Below are 21,141 nucleotides of genomic sequence, written 5' to 3'. Positions count from 1 at the left end.
AATGGATCGTTACCGGTTAAGCTGGAACAGCGACATTCCCTGCATATCAGTAAACGTTTTATACGATGCCTGTAGTGCGGCTTGTTGCATCACGTAAGACGAAATCGCGGCGTTCCAGTCGACATCCACCAGATTACTCATCTGCTGAGTTTGCCCCAATGCACGATCGGCGCCCAGTGAATCCAGCGAGCTCAATTCGCTAAGCTGCGTGCCTAATTCTGCACGCACGGACAGCACATTATTCAGCGAGTTTTTAAGACCTCGGCTGGTTTTATCGATGGCTGCAGTGGCAGTAGCTTTTGCCGCATCATTGCCCTCAACCGGTGTCTTAAGCGCATCAATAGCAGTATCCAACATTTTGAACACATTCTTTTCCTGGGTACCGCCGCCTGGCTCCGGCACAGCGTTGCTGGTCAGACTGGCGAAGACTTTATCACCGGTATGACCAATCACCATGGTCCGGGAGGCATCAACCTGCTGGGTGACGTTTGTCGTACCGCCGCTGTAAGCGCCATCAGCTTGGGCAAACGGTGCAGATTCTGTTTTATATCCGCCAAAAATGTAGCGCCCATTACCGTCGGTGCTGTTCGCCAGGTTCATCAGTTGATCGCGGATCCCCTGCAGGTCGGTGGCCAACGATGCACGGTCATCATCACTTAACGTACCGTTTCCCGCACTAACGATTTTTTCCTGCGCGGTCTGGATCGCCGTCGTCACCTGATTCAGCACGTTCTCTTCCAGCGATACTTTTTGCGTCGCGAATGAGCGCGCCAGTGTGTATTGGCTGTTCTGCGCCTGAGCCTGCGAAAGTACTACGGCCTGCGAGGCGGCAATCGGATCGTCAGATGGATTGATCACGCGTTTACCCGTCGACATCTGCTCGCCGAACTTCATCCATTCCGCCTGAGAGTTAGTGATGCCGCGCATATTCTGCTGGTACATCATCTGGGTGCTAATACGCATAGTCTCCCTCTCCCTTAGCGAATATTGATCAGTGCATCAAACAGCGCATTCGCAGTTTGCAGAACTTGCGCATTAGCCAGGTAATATTGTTGATAACGCTGCAAATTTCCGTACTCTTCATCGAGGTTAACCCCGGAAATAGACTGCTGCTGCTTATAAAGCTGCGTTACCACGTTGTTCTGAGTGGTGGCGCTGGTTTTCAGCGTCGCCGTTTTGTTCCCGACATCGCTCACCAGCGTAGCGTAGGCATCATTAAACGTTTTATCACCGACGGTAGACTTGGTTTGCAGATCCAGCAGCTTTTGACCGTTACGGTTATCGCTTTTGCCTTTATCAACATTCGGATCAAGGTCGTTTTTGGATACTTCTGCCATGGCGATTTTCGACTCATCGGTCACCGCCACTTTCATATTGATAATGGCGTCACCCACGGGTTTCACCGTAAAGCTGTCATTTGCCAGCGCACCATTTTTGACAGTGATTTCCAGCCCATCAAACGACATTTTTCCGCCAGTGACGGTCGGCTTAAAGCTGGTATTGTCAGCCAGACGGGTTACCTGCCAGTCAGTACCATCAAACGTAATTTTATAGTCTGTGGCTTGCACCGACGAACTATCCGTTATTTTAACATCAAGCGCACCGGTCCCTTTATTCGTCGTATTGCTAAGGACTGCCGGGCCACCAATATCGAAAAAGTTTTTGCCCGGGTCGCCGTTGGCATCAAAACCTTCTTTGTGCTGCGTGTTAAACGCATCAGCAAAAGCGAGGGCCAACTGACCAAGGGTATTACGCGTTTGGTCGAGTTCCTGCGAACGGAACGTCAACAGCCCGCCCAGCGAACCGGTCGTGATCAGCTTTTCCGGGATGGCAACTTCTCCGGCCACGCCGTCAACATAAGCGACAGTCGTGCGAGAGGGATCGTCGCTGGAAGGGACTGCCGCCAGTTGGCGAGCGTTGCTGCCCTGCACCAGCGAATAGCCATTCGCCATGGTCACGTTGTAAGTCCCGCCGTCCTGCACGCTGACTTCCACGCCGACAATTTGGTTCAGTTCACTCACCAACTGGTCGCGCTGGTCGAGTAAATCGTTCGGCGATGCCCCCGCGCCGACGCCCGTCATACGGGAAATCTGGTCGTTAAGGTTGGCAATCTGTTTCGAGTAATTGTTGATCTGGTCAACGCTGGCCTTAATCGCCGTGTTTACCTGCTTGTCCTGATCGCGCAGATACTGATCGGTCGTTTTAAACTGATTTACCAACCCATCAGCTTTACCGATCAGCGCCTGGCGCGCCGCCGGATCTTCGGCGTTACTGACCAGCGTCTGCAGGCTGGTAAAAAAACCCTGCATTGAGGTCGAAATAGAGCTGGTTTTGCTGGAGAGCAAATTATCGATTTTTGACATTTGCTCATAGCGCGTTGTCAGACCGCTGCTCTGGTTCTGCGCTGCTCTCAACTGGTTAGTGATAAAGGAGTCATATTCACGTTGTACACCAGAAACATAGACGCCATTGCCTACCCAGCCCCCCGCACCCAGCGTGCTGTTCGCTTGCGCCATAATTGTTGTTTGTCGGGTATATCCGGCAACGTTATAGCTGGAGATGTTATTACTGGCAGTATTCAACGCGGCCTGCGCTGCGCTGAGTCCACTCATCGCGTTATTAATCAAGCTGGACATGGAGGTTCCTTGTAATCCTTCAATACTCGTTATTATCGGCAGCAGGTCGGTAGACTTGAGCTATTTAAAAGAGATTATCGAGATTCGTGCTGTAGGTTTTACTCACCTTTTCGCTCATCGATTTCAACTGCTGGATCATGCTGGTTAATTTACGTGCATAGTTAGGGTCTGTGGCGTAACCCGCATTTTGCAATGCCTGCGCCCCCTGTTCGGCGGTCGCGGCAGCGGTCACCGCCGCATAGCGCGGGTTACGGGATATCAGACCGACATAATCCGACAACGCCTCAAGGTAAGAGCTATAGACACGGAATCTGGCTTTCACCTTTTTCGCCTCACCGTTCTCATATTCAGTGGTGGTGATTTCAGTGGTTGGACCTTTCCAGCTTCCCGAAGCCTTCACACCAAAAATGTTGAAACTCGGTTCGCCATTCTCGCGACGAATTTGTCGCTGCCCCCATCCGGACTCCAGCGCCGCCTGCGCCAAAATCAGATGATGCGGGACCCCGCTCTGCTGACTGGCCAGCTTAGCCGGCAGTGACAGCTGGGCGAGGAAGTCTTTGCTGTCACCTGACAGCGGCTGATCATTACTTTCTGTCGCCCGGGGGATGGCTTTGCGGACCAGTTGCGTCAGTGCCTGATTTTGATAGCTGGTCACCGTTTCCAGTGAAAACTTCATCGGCACCTGCGGCGCGTCATCCGCAGGTTGCGCTTGCCCTTCAGTCATCTGCTTGACCATCATTTCAGCCAGCCCCAGACCTTTGCCTGCGGTCATCTGCTGCGCAATTTGTTGGTCATACATGCTGGTATACAAGCGCGTTGAATCGCTGCTAAACACGCCATCTTTCGGTAACGCTTCACGCATGCTTTTCAACATCATTTGCACGAACATCCCTTCAACCTGACGGGCGACCGGGCGGATATTCGCCGCCGGGTCCTGACCCGCTTTCGCTTTCAGTTCGTTCAGAGATTGCGCATCCCAGGCGGCACTGGTCAGCAGTTTGCTGTCACCAATCATTAGATGATTTCCAGTTTGGCGCGTAAGCAACCCGCGCTCTGCATCGATTGCAGAATGGACATCAAATCCATCGGCGTTGCTCCCAGCGCATTCAGCGCACGCACAACATTGTTCAGGTTGGCGCTGGAACGCACGCTTTGCAGCGAACCACCACTTTGGCGCAGGTCAATCTGAGTTTGTGGCGTCACTACGGTTTGTCCACCGCCAAACGGTGTGTCCGGCTGGCTGACGTTCGCCTGGCGGTTCACCGTGATCGACAAGTTGCCTTGTGCCACGGCACAGCTATCCAGCGTTACTTCGCGGTTCATGACGACAGATCCGGTGCGCGAGTTGATAATCACTTTCGCATCCTGCGGCGTGACGTTCACCTCCATATTCTGGATATCAGCAAGGAAACGCACCTGCGAGCTGTTGCCGCTTGGCACGCGCACCTGAATAGTGCGGGCATCCAACGCCGTTGCGCTGCCAAAACCACGCGAGCGGTTAATAGTGTCGGTAATTTGCTGCGCCATCGTGAAATCTTCATTATTCAGTTGCAGATTAATGGTGTTACCGCCGCCGAACTGGCTGGGTAATTCACGTTCGATGGTCGCGCCGTTGGTAATGCGTCCGCCATTGAGCTGGTTTACCTGCACGCTGCTGCCACCCGCAGCTGCGCCCGCACCGCCAACCAGAATATTCCCCTGCGCCAACGCATATACCTGGCTATCGACCCCTTTCAGCGGGGTCATCAGCAGCGTTCCGCCGCGCAGGCTTTTAGCGTTACCCATGGAAGAGACTACAACGTCAATAGTTTGCCCCTGACGACCAAAGGCCGGGAACTGCGCGGTGACCATTACCGCTGCCACGTTTTTCAACTGCATATTGGTGCCGGTGGGCACGGTGATCCCCAACTGCGACAGCATGTTGTTGAGCGTTTGCGTGGTAAACGGCGTCTGGGTGGTCTGGTCGCCTGTACCATCCAGACCGACCACTAGCCCATAACCAATCAGCGAGTTTTCCCGCACGCCTTGCACGCTGGTCAGGTCACGAATACGGTCGGCATGCGCGAAGGCGGTTACCAGCACCAGTGCCATTCCAACAAAAAATTTAAACACGGGGTACCTCGCTTACATCGGCGACAAGTTAAGGAAGAAACGCTGCAACCAGCCCATATTTTGCGCTTCATTGATGTAGCCGTTTCCGACGTACTCAATACGCGCGTCCGCAACCTGGGTTGACGGTACGGAGTTGCTGCCACTGATGGTGCGCGGGTTAACGACCCCGGAGAAGCGAATGAATTCAGTGCCCTGATTTATGGCGATCTGTTTTTCACCCACGACATGTAAGTTGCCATTCACCAGTACCTGATCGACCGTTACGGTCAGCGTACCGCTGAAGGTATTTCTGGCGTTCGCGCCGCCTTTACCGTTAAAGGAGTTACCGCCTGAGGCTTCTACGTCGGCACGTTCGTTACCGAACAGACCTTGCAGATAGCGCGGTACGGTATCAAAGCCAAAGTTTGTCTTGCCGTCGCGGCTGGCGTTCGCCGAAGAGCTTTTGCTCGCGCTGACGTTTTCCTGCAATACGATGGTCAGCGTATCGCCAATATTGCGTGGACGACGGTCTTCAAAGAGTGGCTGATAACCATAGTTAATCGGTTGTGCCGACTGGAAGATTGAGCCATTCGCCACCGGCGTTGGACCTGGAACGGGCTGGGCAGTCGTCGCACCCTGCACGAGGGGCGTGGCCGGGATCCAGGCACATCCTGTTAGTGAAACCACCAGCAGGGCTAAAATAGGGTATGGGTGAAGCGCGTATTTTCGCATTGCGGTCATCTTCAAAATCAGTGTGCCGGTGAGGTTTTCACCCCACCGGACTCCACTTTAGAGTTGCGTCAGTTTTTGCAGCATCTGATCGGTGGTCGATACCGCTTTACTGTTGATTTCGTAAGCGCGCTGAACCTGGATCATGTTTACCAGCTCTTCCGCCACGTTGACGTTAGAGGTTTCAACATAGCCCTGATACAGCAGACCCGCGCCGTTCAACCCCGGCGTGCTCTCGTTCGGCGCACCGGATGACTGCGTTTCGGTGTACAGATTCTCACCAATGCTTTCCAGACCGGTATCGTTCATAAATGTTGTCAGGTTAAGCTGCCCGACCTGAACAGGCGCCGCCTGTCCCTGCTGGGTCACGCTGACAATACCGTCGCGTCCAATGGTGATACTGAGCGAGTTAGCCGGAATGGTGATGGCAGGCTGAACCTGAAAACCACCCGCCGTCACCAACTGGCCGTTCTGATCCACCTGGAAAGAACCGTCGCGGGTATAAGCGGACGTACCATCGGGCAACATGACCTGGAAAAAGCCCTGGCCTTTAATCGCCACATCTTTACTGTTGTTGGTCTGCGACAGGTTACCCTGGCTGTGTAAACGCTCGGTTGCAACCGGACGTACACCGGTACCAATCTGCAAACCAGACGGCAGCGTGGTTTGTTCAGAAGACTGTGCGCCAGGCTGACGAATCGTCTGGTACAACAGATCTTCAAACACGGCGCGTTGGCGCTTAAATCCGTTGGTGCTGACGTTTGCCAAGTTGTTGGCAATCACATCCATGTTGGTTTGCTGCGCATCCAGGCCGGTTTTGGCGATCCATAATGAACTGATCATAAAATGTCCTGTATTAACTCATCGACAGCAGTTGGTTGGCGCGGCCCGCGTTATCATCCACGCTACTGATAATTTTCATCTGCATTTCAAAGCGGCGGGCGTTGGCGATCATGTCGCTCATCGCAGCAACCGGTTTAACGTTACTGCCTTCCAGCACGCCCGACATCACACGGATACTGGGGTCGGCCTGTAACGTCGCACCACGGGTAGCCTGTGCGGCCTGGGTCAGACGGAACATACCGTCATCGCCACGTTGCACTTCGATCCCTGTAGCCTTCACCAGCTTCAGCCGCCCCACTGGCGCTACGGTATTCGCCGGATCGCCAGGGTTAAGTGCAGAAATTGTCCCGTCCGCCGCAATGGTGACTTCTGAACCTTCCGGTACGGCTATCGGTCCGGCTTCGCCAATTACCGGGTGTCCCTGAATTGTCAGTTCACCCGTTGGGCTTACCTGAATAGCGCCGTTACGGGTATATCCTTCGCTACCATCCGCGGTCTGCACAGCCAACCAGCCATCCTGTTGCAGCGCCACATCCAGCGGGCGGGAGGTATAGTCCATCTGACCCGGCGTCATGTCGGCCCCCGGTGTGGAGGCCACGACCAGCGTACGCGTCGGTAAAGACAATCCTTCTACAGGAACCGCGCGCAGTGCATTGAGCTGCGCACGAAACCCTGGCGTGGAGGCGTTTGCCAGGTTGCTCGCCGTCACCGCCTGTTGATTCAGCGTCTGACTGGCCGCGCCCATGGCGGTATAAATTGCGTGATCCATTAAGCCATCCCGTCAGGCGCTTAGCGCAGGTTGACCAGCGTGTTGAGGATTTGATCCTGGGTTTTGATGGTCTGCGCGTTCGACTGATAGTTACGCTGGGCGACAATCATATTCACCAGTTCTTTACTCAAATCCACGTTTGACGCTTCAAGCGCACCGTTGGTCAGCTTGCCGAAGTTACCCGTACCCGCGGTACCCAGCAGCGCCACACCGGAGGCCTGAGTGGCCGCCCAGACGTTGTTGCCCTGAGACGCCAGACCTTCGTTGTTGGCAAAGTTTGCCAGCACGATCTGTCCTAGAACCTGTTGCTGTTCGTTGGAGTAGTTGCCGACTACGGTACCGTCATTGTTAATCTGGTAGCTCACCAGATCGCCTGGTTTGTAGCCGTCCTGTTTAGTGGCAACAATGTTGTTGGCACCGGTGTTCTGCTGCATGGAGTTCTGGAAACTCATTGCGAAGGTGACAGCCGGTGCGCCATTGAGCGCAGCTGTGGTGATATTGAATGTACCGCCGCCGATTAGCGCTCCATTAGTATCAAATTCCAGCGTGGACGTCGGTGCGGTTGGTACAGCAGCCTTAGGATCACTGCTATCAACGGTATAGACAGCCCATTTGTTATCAGGCTGTTTTACAAAATAGGCGTTAACTTCGTGGGCATTTCCCAGACTGTCATAAACGGTGACGGGGCCTTTTTTGTTATAGCTGTCAGCATCTTTCGGATCAAACTTTGTCGTTGTCGGGATTTTATCCGATGAGTTGAGGTTGATCTGCATTGAGGCCTTGCTGGTTGCCTGTGCCGCCATCAATGTGTTGGGGATCGTAATCGGCCCCGGGTTTGCACCCTGCTGAACTGTCGGTGGTGTACCGGTAGCCGGATAGCCCGTCAGTTGCAGCCCCTGCATATTAACGATATTGCGGTTTTCATCGAGTTTGAACTGACCGTTACGGCTGAAGAAAACAGAACCGTTACTGTCTACCATGCGGAAAAAACCGTTCTGGCTGATAGCAACATCCAGACCACGTCCGGTGTTGGTGGTAGTACCGTCGGTAAAGTCCTGAGTAATACCCGCAACTTTAACGCCCAAACCGACTTTCGAACCGGCAAACATATCGGCAAAAGATGCCGTACCGGATTTAAAACCGTAGGTGGCGGAGTTGGCGATGTTGTTACCAATGACATCGAGGTTGGTCGCTGCAGCGTTCAGACCGCTGACCGCTTGAGAAAAGGCCATGACTTACTCCTGATAAGTGTGAAGGCTTAAATTATCTGCCGTACTTCGTCGAGGGTGGTGGTTCCATAGGTGCCAAGATCCAGCGTATTACCGCCGTTACTGCGAATAACGCCCTGCACCAGCGCAAACTGAAGCGGCTGTGCCACCAGTTGCGTTCCACCATTGCTGGCAGCAATTGACACGTTGTAAGAACCGCTTGGTGCATCCGTGCCATCGGTCATGGTGCCGTCCCAGGTAAAGGTATGAACGCCCGCTTTCAATCCACCAATGTCAATGGTGCGTACCACTTTGCCGTCTTTATCGGTAATGGTTGCGGTAACCTTATCTGCCGGTTGCTGCAGCTCAACGCCAAATGGTGTTGTCGTGGTTTTGGCACCCTCTTCCGTCCCTTTACCGGTCAGGATGGTGGTACCCGGGATCATGACCCCGTGGCCAATCAGCGTACTGGCCTGCAGCGACTGACTGTTGTCGATCTGCCCGGAGATCGACCCTAACGTGGTGTTCAGTTTCTCAATCCCGCTCACGGTACTGATTTGCGCCAACTGGGTAGTCAGTTCGTTGTTTTGCAGCGGGTTGGTAGGATCCTGGTTTTTCAGTTGTGCGACCAGCAGCGTCAGAAAACTGCTTTGCAGGTCAGCGGCATTGCTGCCCGTCAGGGAGCTATTCCCGGTGGCAGCTTTAACGCCTGCATTGCTCGGGTCATTCATGGTTACAGCAATAGACATATGCGCCTCCTTTACTGGCCTAACGTAAGCGTTTTGAGCATCAGGCTTTTCACGGTGTTGAGCACTTCGACGTTTGCCTGGTAGCTACGCGAGGCTGACATGGTGTTGACCATCTCACCAACGACGTCCACATTCGGCATTTTTACGTAGCCATTCGCATCGGCCAGCGGATTACCGGGTTCATAAACCAGCTTATCCGGTGCCTGACTTTCAATGACGTCAGCAACTTTTACGCCACCAGTTGCCGCACCTGGCGCAGCATCTACCTGAAAAACAACCTGTTTCGCGCGATACGGCTGACCGTCGGGCCCGCTGACGCTATCCGCATTCGCCATGTTACTGGCCGCGACGTTCAGGCGTTTAGACTGAGCCGTCAGCGCAGAACCTGCGATATCAAAAATATTTAACAGCGCCACGAATTAGTTCCCTCCTTGCAGCACGTTCATCATGCCTTTGATTTGCCCACCCAACGCGGTCAGCCCCATTTGATACTTGAGGCTGTTGTCTGCAAATTGCGTGCGCTCCCGGTCCATATCCACCGTGTTGCCATCAAGAGATGGCTGGTCAGGAATACGGTAGAGCAGCTCCGTAGACGGCGAAGAAACGGTCTGGGCCGGAATGTGTTGTGCAGAGGTCAGCGTCAACGAAACGCCACCGGTTTGTTCCCGTCCTCGCACCATGACTTTTTTTAATTCACTGGCGAAATCCAGGTCGCGCGCCTGGTACCCCGGCGTGTCGGCATTGGCAATGTTGGCCGCCAAAATTTCCTGGCGTTGGGCGCGCAAATTCAGCGCTTCCTGTTGAAAACGTAAGGCGGCGTCGAGCTTATCGAGCATATCTCCTCCGCAAATGACAAAATTCAGCCGACAGCTTAAATCCCATTACGCGCGCGTTATCGCCGGAATAAACGCAAAATGCGTCGCTATTTGTTGCGTTGATGACTGCGTCACACAGGTAAAATCCTGCCACTACCTGAAAAAGCGCGAGGTTTTGATGCAAACGTTTAAACGTGGAATAGTCGTGGCAGCACTGCTGTTCAGCCCTATGACGCTGGCGCAAGACCTGAATTCGCAGCTAACGGCATGGTTTTCCCAGCGCCTGACCGGATTTAGCGATGAGGTGGTGGTCACTATCCGAACGTCGCCAAACTTATTGCCGAGCTGTGAGCAACCGGCATTAAGCGTGTCAGGTAGCGCGAAACTGTGGGGTAATGTGAATGTGCTGGCTCGCTGTGCCAACGAAAAACGTTATCTGCAGGTGAACGTCCAGGCGACGGGAAACTACGTAGTAGCCGCCGCGCCTGTAGCGCGAGGTAGCACCCTGACCCCAGCCAGCGTAACGCTGAAACGTGGTCGACTGGACCAACTACCGCCGCGCGCGGTGCTGGATATGAGTCAGGTGCAGGATGCTGTGAGCCTGCGCGATCTGGTCCCTGGTCAACCGATACAGCTTTCGATGTTGCGCCAGGCATGGCGGATCAAGGCCGGTCAGCGCGTGCTGGTTATTGCCAACGGAGATGGCTTTCGGGTTAACGCCGAAGGTAAAGCGCTGAACAACGCCGCTGTCGCACAGAATGCGCGAGTGCGGATGATTTCAGGCCAGGTGGTGAGCGGCGTCGTCGATTCTGATGGGAATATTCTTATTAACCTATAATAGGTTAAAGATTTTTTAGCGTGTGCCGATAGATAAACAACCAATGATTACAGCGGGCCGCTATAGCGTAACCCCTCGATGAGGAAAAATAAAATGAGCATTGATCGTACCTCACCATTGAAGCCAGTAAGCACCGTTCAGCCGCGTGAAACCAGCGATGCGCCGGTACAAAAAGCGCAGAAGGAAAAAACCACCGCGACCACCAGCACCAGCGTCATGCTGAGCGACGCCCAAGCCAAACTGATGCAGCCCGGCACCAATGACATCAATATGGAACGCGTGGAAGCACTGAAAACCGCAATCCGTAACGGTGAATTGAAAATGGATACCGGAAAAATTGCCGACTCGCTGATTCGCGAGGCGCAGAGCTACCTACAGAGTAAATAAAGTATGACTCGTTTGTCAGAAATACTTGACCAGATGACGACTGTCCTCAATGACCTGAAAACGGTAATGGATGCTGAACAGCAGCAGCTTTCCGCAGGGCATATCAATGGCAGCCAGCTACAGCGTATTACAGAAGAAAAAAGCTCGCTGCTGGCAACCCTTGATTATCTTGAGCAACAGCGCCGCCTGGAGCATGACGCCACGCGCAGCGCCAATGATGAGATTGCTGAACGCTGGCAGACTATCACCAAGAAAACACAGCACTTACGCGACCTCAACCAGCACAATGGTTGGCTGCTGGAAGGGCAGATCGAGCGTAATCAACAAGCAATACAAGTGCTGAAACCGCACCAGGAACCGGCGTTGTATGGCGCAAACGGTCAAACTTCAGCTGCGCACCGCGGCGGGAAAAAATTCTCTATCTGATGCAAGCCTGATAACGTTTTGCTTATCAGGCCTACACTTTTTGTAGGCCGGATACGGCGTTATGCCGCCATCCGGCATTGATTCTTTATGCCGTCCGGCGCACAAACTCTTTTACTTTAAAGCCCAGCACAGCGAGTGCTGCGAAGTAAGCAGCAATACCTGCCACCACGACCGCCATCAGACGCAGCAGGCGCCACAACATCGTTCCCTGCGACCAATCTGGCATGATGTAAAGCATCCCTACCAGTGCCGCCGACATCACCAGCACGGAAATCACCAGTCGCGCCAGGAACCAGGCCCAACCCGGCTGTGGAGTAAAGATTTTCTGCTTACGCAATTGCCAGTACAGCAGTGAAGCGTTCAGACACGCCGCCAGACCAATCGACAGCGACAGCCCGGCATGCTTTAACGGCCCGATAAAGGCCAGGTTCATCACCTGGGTCATAATCAGCGTCACAATGGCAATCTTCACTGGCGTTTTTATATCCTGGCGCGAGTAAAAGCCCGGAGCCAACACTTTCACTACGATCAAGCCAATCAAACCTACCGAATACGCCACCAGCGCACGCTGGGTCATCGCGGCATCAAAGGCGGTAAATTTACCGTACTGGAACAGAGACACCGTCAGCGGTTTGGCCAGAATACCCAACGCTACGGCACTCGGTAATGCCAACAGGAAACACAAACGCAGGCCCCAGTCCATCAGGCGACAATACTCATCATGATTACCGCTGGAAAAGCTTTTGGACAGCGATGGCAGCAGGATAGTCCCCAGCGCTACGCCAAGCACACCAGACGGAAACTCCATCAGACGGTCGGCATAGTACATCCACGAAACTGAGCCAGAGGCCAAAAACGAGGCGAAAATCGTATTGATAATCAGTGAAATCTGGCTGACTGATACCCCAAGGATCGCCGGGCCCATCTGCTTGACGACGCGCATCGCCCCCGCATCGCGGAAGTTCACACGCGGCAGTACCAGCATGCCAATTTTCTTCAGATGCGGAAGCTGGTAAATCAGCTGTAGCACGCCACCCACGGTAACGGCCCACGCCAGCGCCAGCACTGGCGGATGAAAATAAGGGGCCGCAAACAACGCGAAACCGATCATGCTGATATTCAGAAAAGTCGGGGCAAACGCAGGAATAGAAAAGCGGTTCCAGGTGTTAAGGATCGCACCAACCAGTGAGGCCAGTGAAATCAGTAGAATATAGGGAAAAGTGATCCGCAGCAGTTGAGTAGTCAGCGCAAATTTATCCGCTGTGTCGGCAAACCCCGGCGCGGTAACTAAAATCACCCATGGCGCAGCCAACATCCCGGCTACCGTCACCACAGCCAGCGCCAGCGTCAACAGTCCGGAAACGTAGGCAACAAACACGCGGGTAGCATCTTCCCCCTGCTTGCTTTTGTACTCAGCAAGAATCGGCACAAACGCCTGCGAAAATGCGCCTTCGGCAAAAATTCGGCGTAGCAGGTTAGGAAGTTTGAATGCCACAAAAAAGGCATCTGTCGCCATCCCTGCACCAAAGATTCTGGCGACAATCGCATCACGCGCAAAACCCAGCACTCGTGAAAACATCGTCATCGAGCTGACGGCTGCCAGCGACTTTAATAAATTCATCTATGTTGTATTCCAGACTCTGAGGCAAAACCCCGACAAACCTGCCCGTAGGTCGGATAAGGCATTCTCGCCGCCATCCGACACTTTTGCTGCGCCTGATGGCGACACCGTAGCGCCTTATCAGGCCGACAAATCAGCCTATGGTTGAAAAGAGGTGTTATTTTGAGTGGGCATATAGTACCTGGATTACAATGAATTACTACCGCCAGATGTTACAGGGGGTTATTCAGCCATCGCCTCCCGCCACAGCTTTTCAACAACACGCTGGGCCAGTAGCGCCTGCTCGCCTGCCGTCTGGGGAACCGTCTGATTTTGCACGCACTCAATGAAATGACGCGCACATCCGGCAAAACCACGCTGTTCTAAGGTCGTTTGCCAGCCCGCTATCGGCTTATGAACAACACCTTGCCCACGCTCTTCCCGCCATTCCCGCATATCAGTTACGTCAATCAGGCCACCGTCCGTCACCGCCTGCACGCTCTCACGCTGGCTACCGGCACGGCGATGCATACTGGTCGTTATCTGCATTTGACCGGTAGAAAAATGGTGCTCGGCGTAAAGCATCGCACCAGATTCATTGGTCAGCAGCGTGCCGTTATTTAACTGCGCCTGCCCTCCCGCCAGCCACAGTGCGGTATCGACTACGTGCAGATAGTCGTCCAGCAAAGTGAAACGCAGATCGTACGGCCCAACGCTATCCGTACGGTGCTTATCCATACGTACAGACGCTGCGGTGCTCAACTGGGTTTTGAGATCCTGGTACAGCGGTGCAAACCGGCGGTTAAACCCGACCATCAGCGTGAGTTTTTTCCGCGCGGCCAGCTCCACCAGTTGCTCAGCCTCACGCAGGTTTTCCGCCAGCGGTTTATCCACACACACGTGAACTCCGGCATTCAGCAATTCACTGACGACCGCATAGTGCGTCGCGGTGCTGGAATGGACGAAAACCGCGTCGCAGGTTTGCGCCAGATTCATCAGTGAATCCACGTAGGGTATCCGCCAGGTATCACAGATACGCTGTGCTTTATCGCGCGAAGGTGAAAAGGCGCCTTGCAGCGTCCAGTCTGCGGAGGTGCCCAGCACGGGTAGCCAGGCCTTTTGTGCAATACCGCCAAGGCCGACAACGCCGATACGTAATTTATTCACGTCAGTCTCCCAGGTGCGCCAGCAATGAATCAAGTCGCTGCTTAAGTTCTGCGACCTCCGTTTCCAGCATTTCCACGCGAGCCTGCAGATCACCGGAGGCTGCAGGGAGTTGATCTGCCGCGGCAATGGCTTCATCAACCTCACCGCAAAACAGGTGCATATAGCGACTTTCACGTTTGCCCGGCTCGCGCGCCAGGCGGATCACATAAGGCCCATCTTCCCGGGTTGCCAGATTTTCCAGTGTCGATTCCACTTCGGCCATATCGCTGAATTCGTACATACGGGATGCGCGACTACGCAATTCACCAGGCGTCTGAGCGCCCCTCAGCAGCAGTGTAGTGATTACGGCCACCTCTGCGGCACTGAGCTTCAGATTGCCAAATTCAGAGTTGCAGAAACGCTGCTCATATTTCGTAACGCGATTGCCAAAGCCGCTCACCGTGCGCAGAAAATGTCGCTTAACCAGGTTATCTAATTGCTCCTGCACGTCCGATTCCGACAGGTTCATCACCGGTTCACGATTCGTTTTTTGATTGCAGGCTGTTACGACTCCATTAACGGAGAGTGGGTACTGTTCCGGCGTTGTCACTTGTTTTTCTAATAAACAGCCAATCACTCGTGCTTCGGTGGCGGTTAATTCGTATTTCATCGTCTTCTCCATTAATCATGGCTGCATCTGAAACTTAGCGGCCGGGGGTCCATTCTGATGTGGTCAACGCCGTCAGCACGTGATCGCGCCACTGCCCGTCAATCAGCAGGTAGTCTTTGGCATACCCTTCTTTTTCAAAACCCAGTCGCGCCAACAGGTCACCGCTGCGCTTATTATGTGGCATGTAGTTAGCCATAATGCGGTGAATATGCTGCGTGCGCTGCATATAACGGATGGCCGAAGTTAAGGCTTCATACATTAGCCCCTGCCCCTGCCATTTCTGCGCAATGGAGTAGCCGAGATAACAGGCATGGAAGGATCCCCGCACTACGTTTGAGAAGTTCGCAACGCCGATAATCTCTTTTTCGTCCGGATCGAGCAGCGCAAAATAATAAGCGGTGCCCTGTTTATGAAACTCAGAGATCATGCTGAGACGCGCCTGCCAGCCGGACGGATAGCAGTGGCTTTCATCGCGAATAGGTTCCCAGGGTTTTAAGAAATGACGATTTTCTGCGTAATAATCTGCCAGACGCCAGGCATCACGCTCATGCACTAAACGCACGACCAGGCGGTCCGTGGTTAAGCGCACTTTTGGCACGTTACTGCGATAGCCAAACATTCTATACCTACTCCTTCCCGTAACGTCTTCAATACGCTATTCGCATTACTATACCTGTGCGAATACACCCTGTGAAAAGAGCAAAATGCCATTTTTTGAATTATTCACACATTTTGATGAAAACTCTCTATCAAGACGGACTTTTGATAAAAAAATATTGTCCCGCGAAGGGTGGGAAAAGCGATGACGACACCGCAGAATAGAAGGTGCTTATCTTTTAAACTCTATCCAGAGTGACGAGTTTTTCCCTGGAGGGGAAATGTCGCAAGTCTCGCAGGCAAGGAACCTGGGTAAATACTTCCTTCTCATCGATAATATGCTGGTCGTGCTGGGTTTCTTCGTCGTTTTCCCGCTGATCTCAATTCGTTTCGTCGACCAAATGGGCTGGGCCGCCGTGATGGTCGGTATCGCGCTTGGATTACGTCAATTTATCCAGCAGGGGTTGGGTATTTTCGGTGGTGCTATTGCTGACCGTTTCGGCGCCAAACCGATGATCGTCACCGGCATGCTGATGCGCGCAGCCGGGTTCGCCACCATGGGCATTGCGCATGAACCGTGGCTGCTGTGGTTTTCCTGCTTTCTTTCCGGGCTGGGTGGCACGCTGTTTGATCCTCCCCGTTCGGCGCTGGTAGTCAAGCTGATCCGCCCGGAAAAGCGCGGGCGTTTTTTCTCTATTCTGATGATGCAGGATAGCGCCGGGGCCGTGGTCGGCGCGTTACTCGGCAGTTGGTTATTGCAATACGATTTCCGTCTGGTATGTGCCACCGGCGCAATTTTGTTCGTTCTGTGCGCGGCGTTTAACGCCTGGCTGCTCCCGGCATGGAAGCTGTCGACGGTGAAAATTCCGGTGCGTGAAGGGATGAGCCATGTGATGCATGACAAGCGCTTTGTCACCTATGTGCTGACGCTGGCGGGCTATTACATGCTGGCGGTACAGGTGATGCTGATGCTGCCCATCATGGTGAACGACATCGCTGGCTCACCAGCCGCCGTGAAATGGATGTATGCCATTGAGGCATGTCTCTCTTTAACGCTGCTGTACCCGATTGCCCGCTGGAGTGAAAAACGCTTTCGCCTTGAACATCGCCTGATGGCGGGCCTGCTGGTGATGTCTCTGAGCATGATGCCAATTGGCCTGGTCGGGAATTTACAGCAGTTGTTCACCCTGATCTGCACGTTCTATATTGGCTCGATCATCGCCGAACCGGCGCGTGAAACTCTGAGCGCCTCGCTGGCGAATGCGCGGGCCAGAGGAAGCTATATGGGCTTCAGCCGACTGGGACTCGCCATCGGTGGCGCAATTGGCTATGTCGGCGGCGGCTGGCTGTTTGACATGGGCAAGGCCCTGGCACAGCCTGAGCTGCCCTGGATGATGCTCGGTATTATTGGCTTCATCACCTTCCTGGCGCTGGGCTGGCAATTCAGTCTCAAACGCCCAACGCGAGGTATGCTGGAACCAGACGCCTGATAGCCGAACCCGCGCCCGGGCACTTTTCAGTTTTTTCTGCTGGCGTCCGGGGCGCTGGTACTCGATGATGCTTTGTGTCACGATTACGCCACATGCATCATGTTGAGGAACCCCATGAAAAAGTTTTTTTTTGCCGCTGCACTGATTGTCAGCGGCCTGTTGGTTGGTTGTAATCAACTCACGCAATACACGGTTAGCGAGCAAGAAATTAATCAAGCCCTGGCAAAGCATAATAACTTTTCAAAAGACATCGGTTTGCCCGGCGTTGCTGAAGCACATATCGTACTGAATAATCTCGCCAGCCAGATTGGTCGTGAAGAGCCAAACAAAGTAACCCTGACCGGCGATGCCAACCTGGACATGAACTCCCTGTTTGGCAGTCAGAAAGCGACCATGAAGCTGAAGCTGAAAGCCTTACCGGTTTTCAATAAAGAAAAAGGCGCGATTTATCTGCAAGAGATGGAAGTCGTCGACGCCACCGTCACGCCAGAGAAAATGCAGTCAGTACTGCAAACCCTGATGCCTTATTTAAATCAGTCGCTGCGTAACTATTTCAACCAGCAACCAGCGTACATTCTGAAGGAAGACAGCAGCCAGGGTGAAGCGCTGGCGAAAAAACTGGCGAAAGGTATTGAGGTCAAACCGGGTGAAATCATCATCCCGTTCACCGACTAATAAAACTGAGGGCGCTGATGCGCCCTTTTTTTTCGTGCAAACGAAAACGTTTCCGCTTATCCTTTGTTTCCGGCAAAAAAGACCATCCTCAGCCGGAGCATATTGATGACTGCACCATCCCAGGTTTTAAAGATCCGCCGCCCAGACGACTGGCATCTTCACTTTCGCGATGGCGACATGTTAAAAACTGTCGTGCCCTATACCAGTGAAGTTTATGGCCGCGCCATTGTCATGCCGAACCTGGTACCGCCCGTCACCACGGTTGACGCGGCTATCGCTTATCGCCAGCGCATTCTTGACGCGGTACCTGCCGGACACGACTTCACGCCATTAATGACCTGCTACTTAACGGATACGCTGGATCCCAACGAGCTGGAACGTGGATTCAACGAAGGCGTATTCACCGCGGCAAAACTCTATCCAGCCAATGCCACCACCAACTCGACGCATGGCGTAACCTCTATTGACGCCATCATGCCGGTGCTGGAGCGGATGGAAAAATTGGGTATGCCACTGCTGGTGCACGGCGAAGTCACCCATGCAGATATCGATATTTTCGATCGCGAAGCGCGCTTTATTGAAACGGTGATGGAGCCGCTGCGTCAGCGTTTGACCTCGCTGAAAGTGGTGTTCGAGCATATCACCACCAAAGATGCTGCCGAATACGTTCGCGACGGTAACGAACTTTTGGCTGCGACGATTACGCCACAGCACCTGATGTTTAACCGCAACCACATGCTGGTTGGTGGGATTCGCCCTCACCTGTATTGCCTGCCAATCCTCAAACGTAACGTCCACCAACAGGCGCTGCGTGAACTGGTTGCCAGCGGGTTTAAGCGCGCATTCCTCGGTACCGACTCAGCGCCACACGCTCGTCATCGCAAAGAGTCAAGCTGTGGCTGTGCGGGCTGTTTTAATGCACCGACCGCGCTGGGCAGCTATGCCACCGTGTTTGAAGAGATGAATGCGCTCGACCATTTCGAAGCCTTCTGCTCACTCAACGGCCCACAGTTCTATGGCTTGCCGGTAAATGAGACCTTTATTGAGCTGGAACGCGTGGAGCACCTGGTTCCTGAGAGCATTGCACTGGAAGACGATACGCTGGTGCCTTTCCTGGGTGGCGAAACGGTACGCTGGTCAGTAAAAAGCTAAAAAAAGTGTAGCCAATTGATGCGAATAACTGTATAAATAAACAGTATATTCCACAGGGGGCTACTATGCGTATTGAAGTCACTATTGCCAAAACTTCACCTTTACCTGCCGGTGCAATTGACGCACTGGCAGGTGAACTCTCCCGCCGTATTCAGCACCATTTTCCGGATAACGAAGGTAACGTTACCGTCCGTTATGCCGGCGCAAACAATTTGTCGGTTATTGGCGCGACTAAAGAGGACAAAGAACGCATCAGCGAGATCCTACAGGAAACCTGGGAAAGCGCGGATGACTGGTTCATCAACGAATAAATAATGATATGCAGTGATGTTTGTTTGCCGGGTCGCCCCGGCTTTTTTATACACACTATCCTGTAATCAATCGCGCATTTCTTCTGACGAGTTTTTAATTTAATATTAACTCACCGATTATCTTTTAACCAATACAACAAAATAATTGTGCAACATACTAAAAAAAAATGAATAACATGTTGGTTTCTTAGTCAGATAACGCTGAAAACAAAAAATTTATGCCCTTCCCTCTTTAAATTTTCAATGAATACCCTTATTTATTGATATACTGAAGTTGCTTCAGAAAAAAACGCATTGAACCTCGAAAACCGTTGTCTAGTAACACGAATTAGGGGGCATGATGGAAAAGAATAATGAAGTCATTCAGACTCATCCGCTTGTAGGGTGGGACATCAGCACTGTTGATAGCTACGATGCGCTGATGCTGCGTTTGCACTACCAGACCCCGAATCGCCCTGACCCGGATGGGACTGAAGTTGGTCAAACGCTCTGGTTAACCACTGATGTTGCCAGGCAATTTATTTCGATATTAGAAGCAGGAATCGCCAAAATTGAATCTGGCGATTACCAGGTAAATGAGTATCAGCGACATTAAACCTGATACATCCAACCATCAAAAGGCACCTTAACGGTGCCTTTCTTATTTCCAGGTTGAATATTCCGGGTCAGTTATTTAACCTGCTACTATCGCGATTGCAGAGAGAAGCGGATGAAATACGACTTAATCATTATTGGCAGCGGTTCAGTAGGCGCCGCAGCTGGATACTATGCCACTCGTGCCGGTCTGAAGGTTCTGATGATCGATGCACATATGCCTCCTCATCAGCAGGGCAGCCACCACGGCGACACTCGATTAATTCGTCATGCTTATGGCGAAGGTGAAAAATACGTTCCGCTGGTACTACGTGCGCAAACATTGTGGGATGAACTGTCCACCCATAATGAAGAACCGATTTTTGTTCGCTCCGGTGTTATCAACCTCGGTCCAGCAGAGTCAACCTTCTTAGCGACTGCAGCGCAAAGCGCCAAACAATGGCAACTCAACGTTGAACAACTGGATGCGGCAGCCATCATGGCGCGCTGGCCGGAGATTCGTGTACCTGACAACTATATCGGTCTGTTTGAAGCGGAGTCCGGTTTTTTACGCAGTGAGTTAGCAATTAAAACCTGGATCCGTCTGGCGGAAGAAGCAGGCTGTGCGCAACTGTTTAAATGCCCGGTCAGCGCAATTCATCACGGTGATGATGGCATCACGGTAGAAACGGCTGACGGTGACTACCACGCGAAAAAAGCAGTGATCAGCGCCGGTACCTGGGTGCAGGCTTTAGTCCCTGAACTACCGATACAACCGGTGCGCAAAGTGTTCGCCTGGTATCAGGCCGATGGGCGCTACAGCGTTAAAAATAACTTCCCAGCCTTCACCGGCGAGCTGCCAAATGGTGATCAATACTACGGTTTCCCGGCAGAAAACGACGAGCTGAAAATTGGTAAGCACAACGGCGGACAAGTCATTCACTCTGCTGATGAGCGTAAGCCATTTGCCGCTGTAGCCAGCGATGGTTCTGAAGCCTTCCCATTCCTGCGCACAATTCTGCCGGGCGTTGGCTGCTGCCTGCATGGCGCGTCCTGCACTTACGATAATTCACCGGATGAAGACTTTATTATCGATACTCTGCCAGCGCACGACAACACGCTAATCATTACCGGGCTGAGCGGACATGGCTTTAAGTTTGCCTCTGTTCTGGGAGAGATTGCGGCAAACTTCGCTCAGGACAAACCGTCTGACTTTGACCTGACCCCCTTCAGGCTAAGCCGTTTTAAGTGATAATAAATGAATGGCCTCGATGATGAGGCCATTTTTAATGACAGGAATAACGTTAATGCGCCGTATCTTTCACTATCTGGTTAATAATATTCGCGAGCATCTTATGCTCTACATTATTTTATGGTCGCTGCTGGCCATTATGGATGTAATATATATTATGTTTTTCTGATTCCTGCGCGCTGAC

The 21,141-nt window shown here is 52.8% G+C and carries 25 protein-coding genes; 10 read left to right on the top strand and 15 right to left on the bottom strand.

Annotation, left to right across the window (positions count from 1 at the left end; genetic code table 11):
* Nucleotides 1-9 precede the first annotated feature (9 nt).
* The 11 genes from flgL to flgB form a co-directional block, all read right to left on the bottom strand.
* Nucleotides 10-963, bottom strand: a complete 954-nt coding sequence (gene flgL / locus G4551_RS09170) for a flagellar hook-associated protein FlgL (protein ID WP_003836751.1) — start codon at nt 961-963, stop codon at nt 10-12.
* Between the two features lie 14 nt (nt 964-977).
* The gene (flgK, locus tag G4551_RS09165; protein WP_003836752.1) at nt 978-2,636 is read right to left on the bottom strand and encodes a flagellar hook-associated protein FlgK; all 1,659 of its coding nucleotides are present in this window, start codon (nt 2,634-2,636) and stop codon (nt 978-980) included.
* Nucleotides 2,637-2,700: 64 nt separating this feature from the next.
* Nucleotides 2,701-3,651, bottom strand: coding sequence for a flagellar assembly peptidoglycan hydrolase FlgJ (gene flgJ / locus G4551_RS09160; protein WP_003836755.1), 951 nt, complete (start codon nt 3,649-3,651; stop codon nt 2,701-2,703).
* Nucleotides 3,651-4,727 (bottom strand): flagellar basal body P-ring protein FlgI, encoded by a 1,077-nt coding sequence (locus tag G4551_RS09155; RefSeq protein ID WP_057063917.1) that lies wholly within the window; start codon nt 4,725-4,727, stop codon nt 3,651-3,653. Before G4551_RS09155 ends, flgJ begins: the two co-directional genes overlap by 1 nt.
* A gap of 33 nt (nt 4,728-4,760) precedes the next feature.
* Nucleotides 4,761-5,459 carry a flagellar basal body L-ring protein FlgH gene (flgH, locus tag G4551_RS09150; protein WP_003836756.1) on the bottom strand — a complete coding sequence of 233 codons (699 nt, stop codon included), beginning with the start codon at nt 5,457-5,459 and terminating at the stop codon, nt 4,761-4,763.
* A gap of 57 nt (nt 5,460-5,516) precedes the next feature.
* Entirely contained in the window at nt 5,517-6,299 is a 783-nt protein-coding gene (gene flgG, locus G4551_RS09145; protein WP_003036202.1) for a flagellar basal-body rod protein FlgG, read from the bottom strand.
* Nucleotides 6,300-6,312: 13 nt separating this feature from the next.
* The gene (locus tag G4551_RS09140; RefSeq protein ID WP_003036200.1) at nt 6,313-7,068 is read right to left on the bottom strand and encodes a flagellar basal body rod protein FlgF; all 756 of its coding nucleotides are present in this window, start codon (nt 7,066-7,068) and stop codon (nt 6,313-6,315) included.
* Nucleotides 7,069-7,088: 20 nt separating this feature from the next.
* Entirely contained in the window at nt 7,089-8,300 is a 1,212-nt protein-coding gene (gene flgE, locus G4551_RS09135; RefSeq protein WP_003836758.1) for a flagellar hook protein FlgE, read from the bottom strand.
* 26 nt (nt 8,301-8,326) lie between these two features.
* A complete protein-coding gene (gene flgD, locus G4551_RS09130; protein ID WP_003836761.1) occupies nt 8,327-9,025 on the bottom strand; it encodes a flagellar hook assembly protein FlgD in 699 nt (232 codons plus the stop codon).
* Between the two features lie 11 nt (nt 9,026-9,036).
* Nucleotides 9,037-9,441 carry a flagellar basal body rod protein FlgC gene (gene flgC, locus G4551_RS09125; protein ID WP_003036191.1) on the bottom strand — a complete coding sequence of 135 codons (405 nt, stop codon included), beginning with the start codon at nt 9,439-9,441 and terminating at the stop codon, nt 9,037-9,039.
* Nucleotides 9,442-9,444: 3 nt separating this feature from the next.
* Nucleotides 9,445-9,861 carry a flagellar basal body rod protein FlgB gene (gene flgB / locus G4551_RS09120; protein ID WP_003836763.1) on the bottom strand — a complete coding sequence of 139 codons (417 nt, stop codon included), beginning with the start codon at nt 9,859-9,861 and terminating at the stop codon, nt 9,445-9,447.
* A 157-nt stretch (nt 9,862-10,018) separates the two neighbouring features.
* Here flgB and flgA point away from each other — a divergent pair, with 157 nt between their 5' ends.
* The 3 genes from flgA (at nt 10,019) to flgN (ending at nt 11,491) form a co-directional block, all read left to right on the top strand.
* The gene (flgA, locus tag G4551_RS09115; protein WP_003836766.1) at nt 10,019-10,678 is read left to right on the top strand and encodes a flagellar basal body P-ring formation chaperone FlgA; all 660 of its coding nucleotides are present in this window, start codon (nt 10,019-10,021) and stop codon (nt 10,676-10,678) included.
* A 93-nt stretch (nt 10,679-10,771) separates the two neighbouring features.
* On the top strand, nt 10,772-11,065 hold the full coding sequence (gene flgM, locus G4551_RS09110; RefSeq protein WP_003036183.1) for a flagellar biosynthesis anti-sigma factor FlgM: 294 nt from the start codon (nt 10,772-10,774) through the stop codon (nt 11,063-11,065).
* 3 nt (nt 11,066-11,068) lie between these two features.
* Nucleotides 11,069-11,491, top strand: coding sequence for a flagella biosynthesis chaperone FlgN (gene flgN / locus G4551_RS09105; protein ID WP_003036178.1), 423 nt, complete (start codon nt 11,069-11,071; stop codon nt 11,489-11,491).
* Nucleotides 11,492-11,576: 85 nt separating this feature from the next.
* Here the strand turns inward: flgN and murJ are convergent, their stop codons facing one another.
* The 4 genes from murJ to rimJ all read right to left on the bottom strand — a co-directional run bounded on the left by murJ (nt 11,577) and on the right by rimJ (nt 15,526).
* Nucleotides 11,577-13,112, bottom strand: a complete 1,536-nt coding sequence (gene murJ / locus G4551_RS09100; protein WP_003836768.1) for a murein biosynthesis integral membrane protein MurJ — start codon at nt 13,110-13,112, stop codon at nt 11,577-11,579.
* Nucleotides 13,113-13,334: 222 nt separating this feature from the next.
* Nucleotides 13,335-14,258 (bottom strand): Gfo/Idh/MocA family protein, encoded by a 924-nt coding sequence (locus G4551_RS09095; RefSeq protein ID WP_003836769.1) that lies wholly within the window; start codon nt 14,256-14,258, stop codon nt 13,335-13,337.
* A 1-nt stretch (nt 14,259) separates the two neighbouring features.
* Complete coding sequence (locus G4551_RS09090; protein ID WP_003836771.1) at nt 14,260-14,907, bottom strand: YceH family protein; 648 nt, start codon at nt 14,905-14,907, stop codon at nt 14,260-14,262.
* Between the two features lie 34 nt (nt 14,908-14,941).
* Complete coding sequence (gene rimJ, locus G4551_RS09085) at nt 14,942-15,526, bottom strand: ribosomal protein S5-alanine N-acetyltransferase (RefSeq protein WP_003832145.1); 585 nt, start codon at nt 15,524-15,526, stop codon at nt 14,942-14,944.
* 259 nt (nt 15,527-15,785) lie between these two features.
* Between rimJ and mdtH the strand changes: the two genes are divergently transcribed.
* From mdtH to G4551_RS09050, 7 genes are all read left to right on the top strand, one after another.
* A complete protein-coding gene (gene mdtH, locus G4551_RS09080) occupies nt 15,786-16,994 on the top strand; it encodes a multidrug efflux MFS transporter MdtH (RefSeq protein WP_003036166.1) in 1,209 nt (402 codons plus the stop codon).
* 114 nt (nt 16,995-17,108) lie between these two features.
* On the top strand, nt 17,109-17,669 hold the full coding sequence (locus tag G4551_RS09075; RefSeq protein WP_003836774.1) for a lipoprotein: 561 nt from the start codon (nt 17,109-17,111) through the stop codon (nt 17,667-17,669).
* Between the two features lie 105 nt (nt 17,670-17,774).
* Nucleotides 17,775-18,821 carry a dihydroorotase gene (pyrC, locus tag G4551_RS09070; protein ID WP_003836776.1) on the top strand — a complete coding sequence of 349 codons (1,047 nt, stop codon included), beginning with the start codon at nt 17,775-17,777 and terminating at the stop codon, nt 18,819-18,821.
* 65 nt (nt 18,822-18,886) lie between these two features.
* A complete protein-coding gene (gene dinI, locus G4551_RS09065) occupies nt 18,887-19,132 on the top strand; it encodes a DNA damage-inducible protein I (RefSeq protein ID WP_003036157.1) in 246 nt (81 codons plus the stop codon).
* 340 nt (nt 19,133-19,472) lie between these two features.
* Complete coding sequence (gene bssS / locus G4551_RS09060) at nt 19,473-19,727, top strand: biofilm formation regulator BssS (RefSeq protein WP_003036154.1); 255 nt, start codon at nt 19,473-19,475, stop codon at nt 19,725-19,727.
* Nucleotides 19,728-19,841: 114 nt separating this feature from the next.
* Entirely contained in the window at nt 19,842-20,957 is a 1,116-nt protein-coding gene (solA, locus tag G4551_RS09055; protein ID WP_003836779.1) for an N-methyl-L-tryptophan oxidase, read from the top strand.
* A gap of 55 nt (nt 20,958-21,012) precedes the next feature.
* On the top strand, nt 21,013-21,126 hold the full coding sequence (locus G4551_RS09050; protein ID WP_003036148.1) for a YceO family protein: 114 nt from the start codon (nt 21,013-21,015) through the stop codon (nt 21,124-21,126).
* Nucleotides 21,127-21,141 lie beyond the last annotated feature (15 nt).

The organism is Citrobacter freundii ATCC 8090 = MTCC 1658 = NBRC 12681, from assembly GCF_011064845.1.
Lineage (GTDB): Bacteria > Pseudomonadota > Gammaproteobacteria > Enterobacterales > Enterobacteriaceae > Citrobacter > Citrobacter freundii.
Note: the sequence above shows the minus strand (reverse complement) of the source record. Positions and strands in the feature narration are given on the sequence as shown.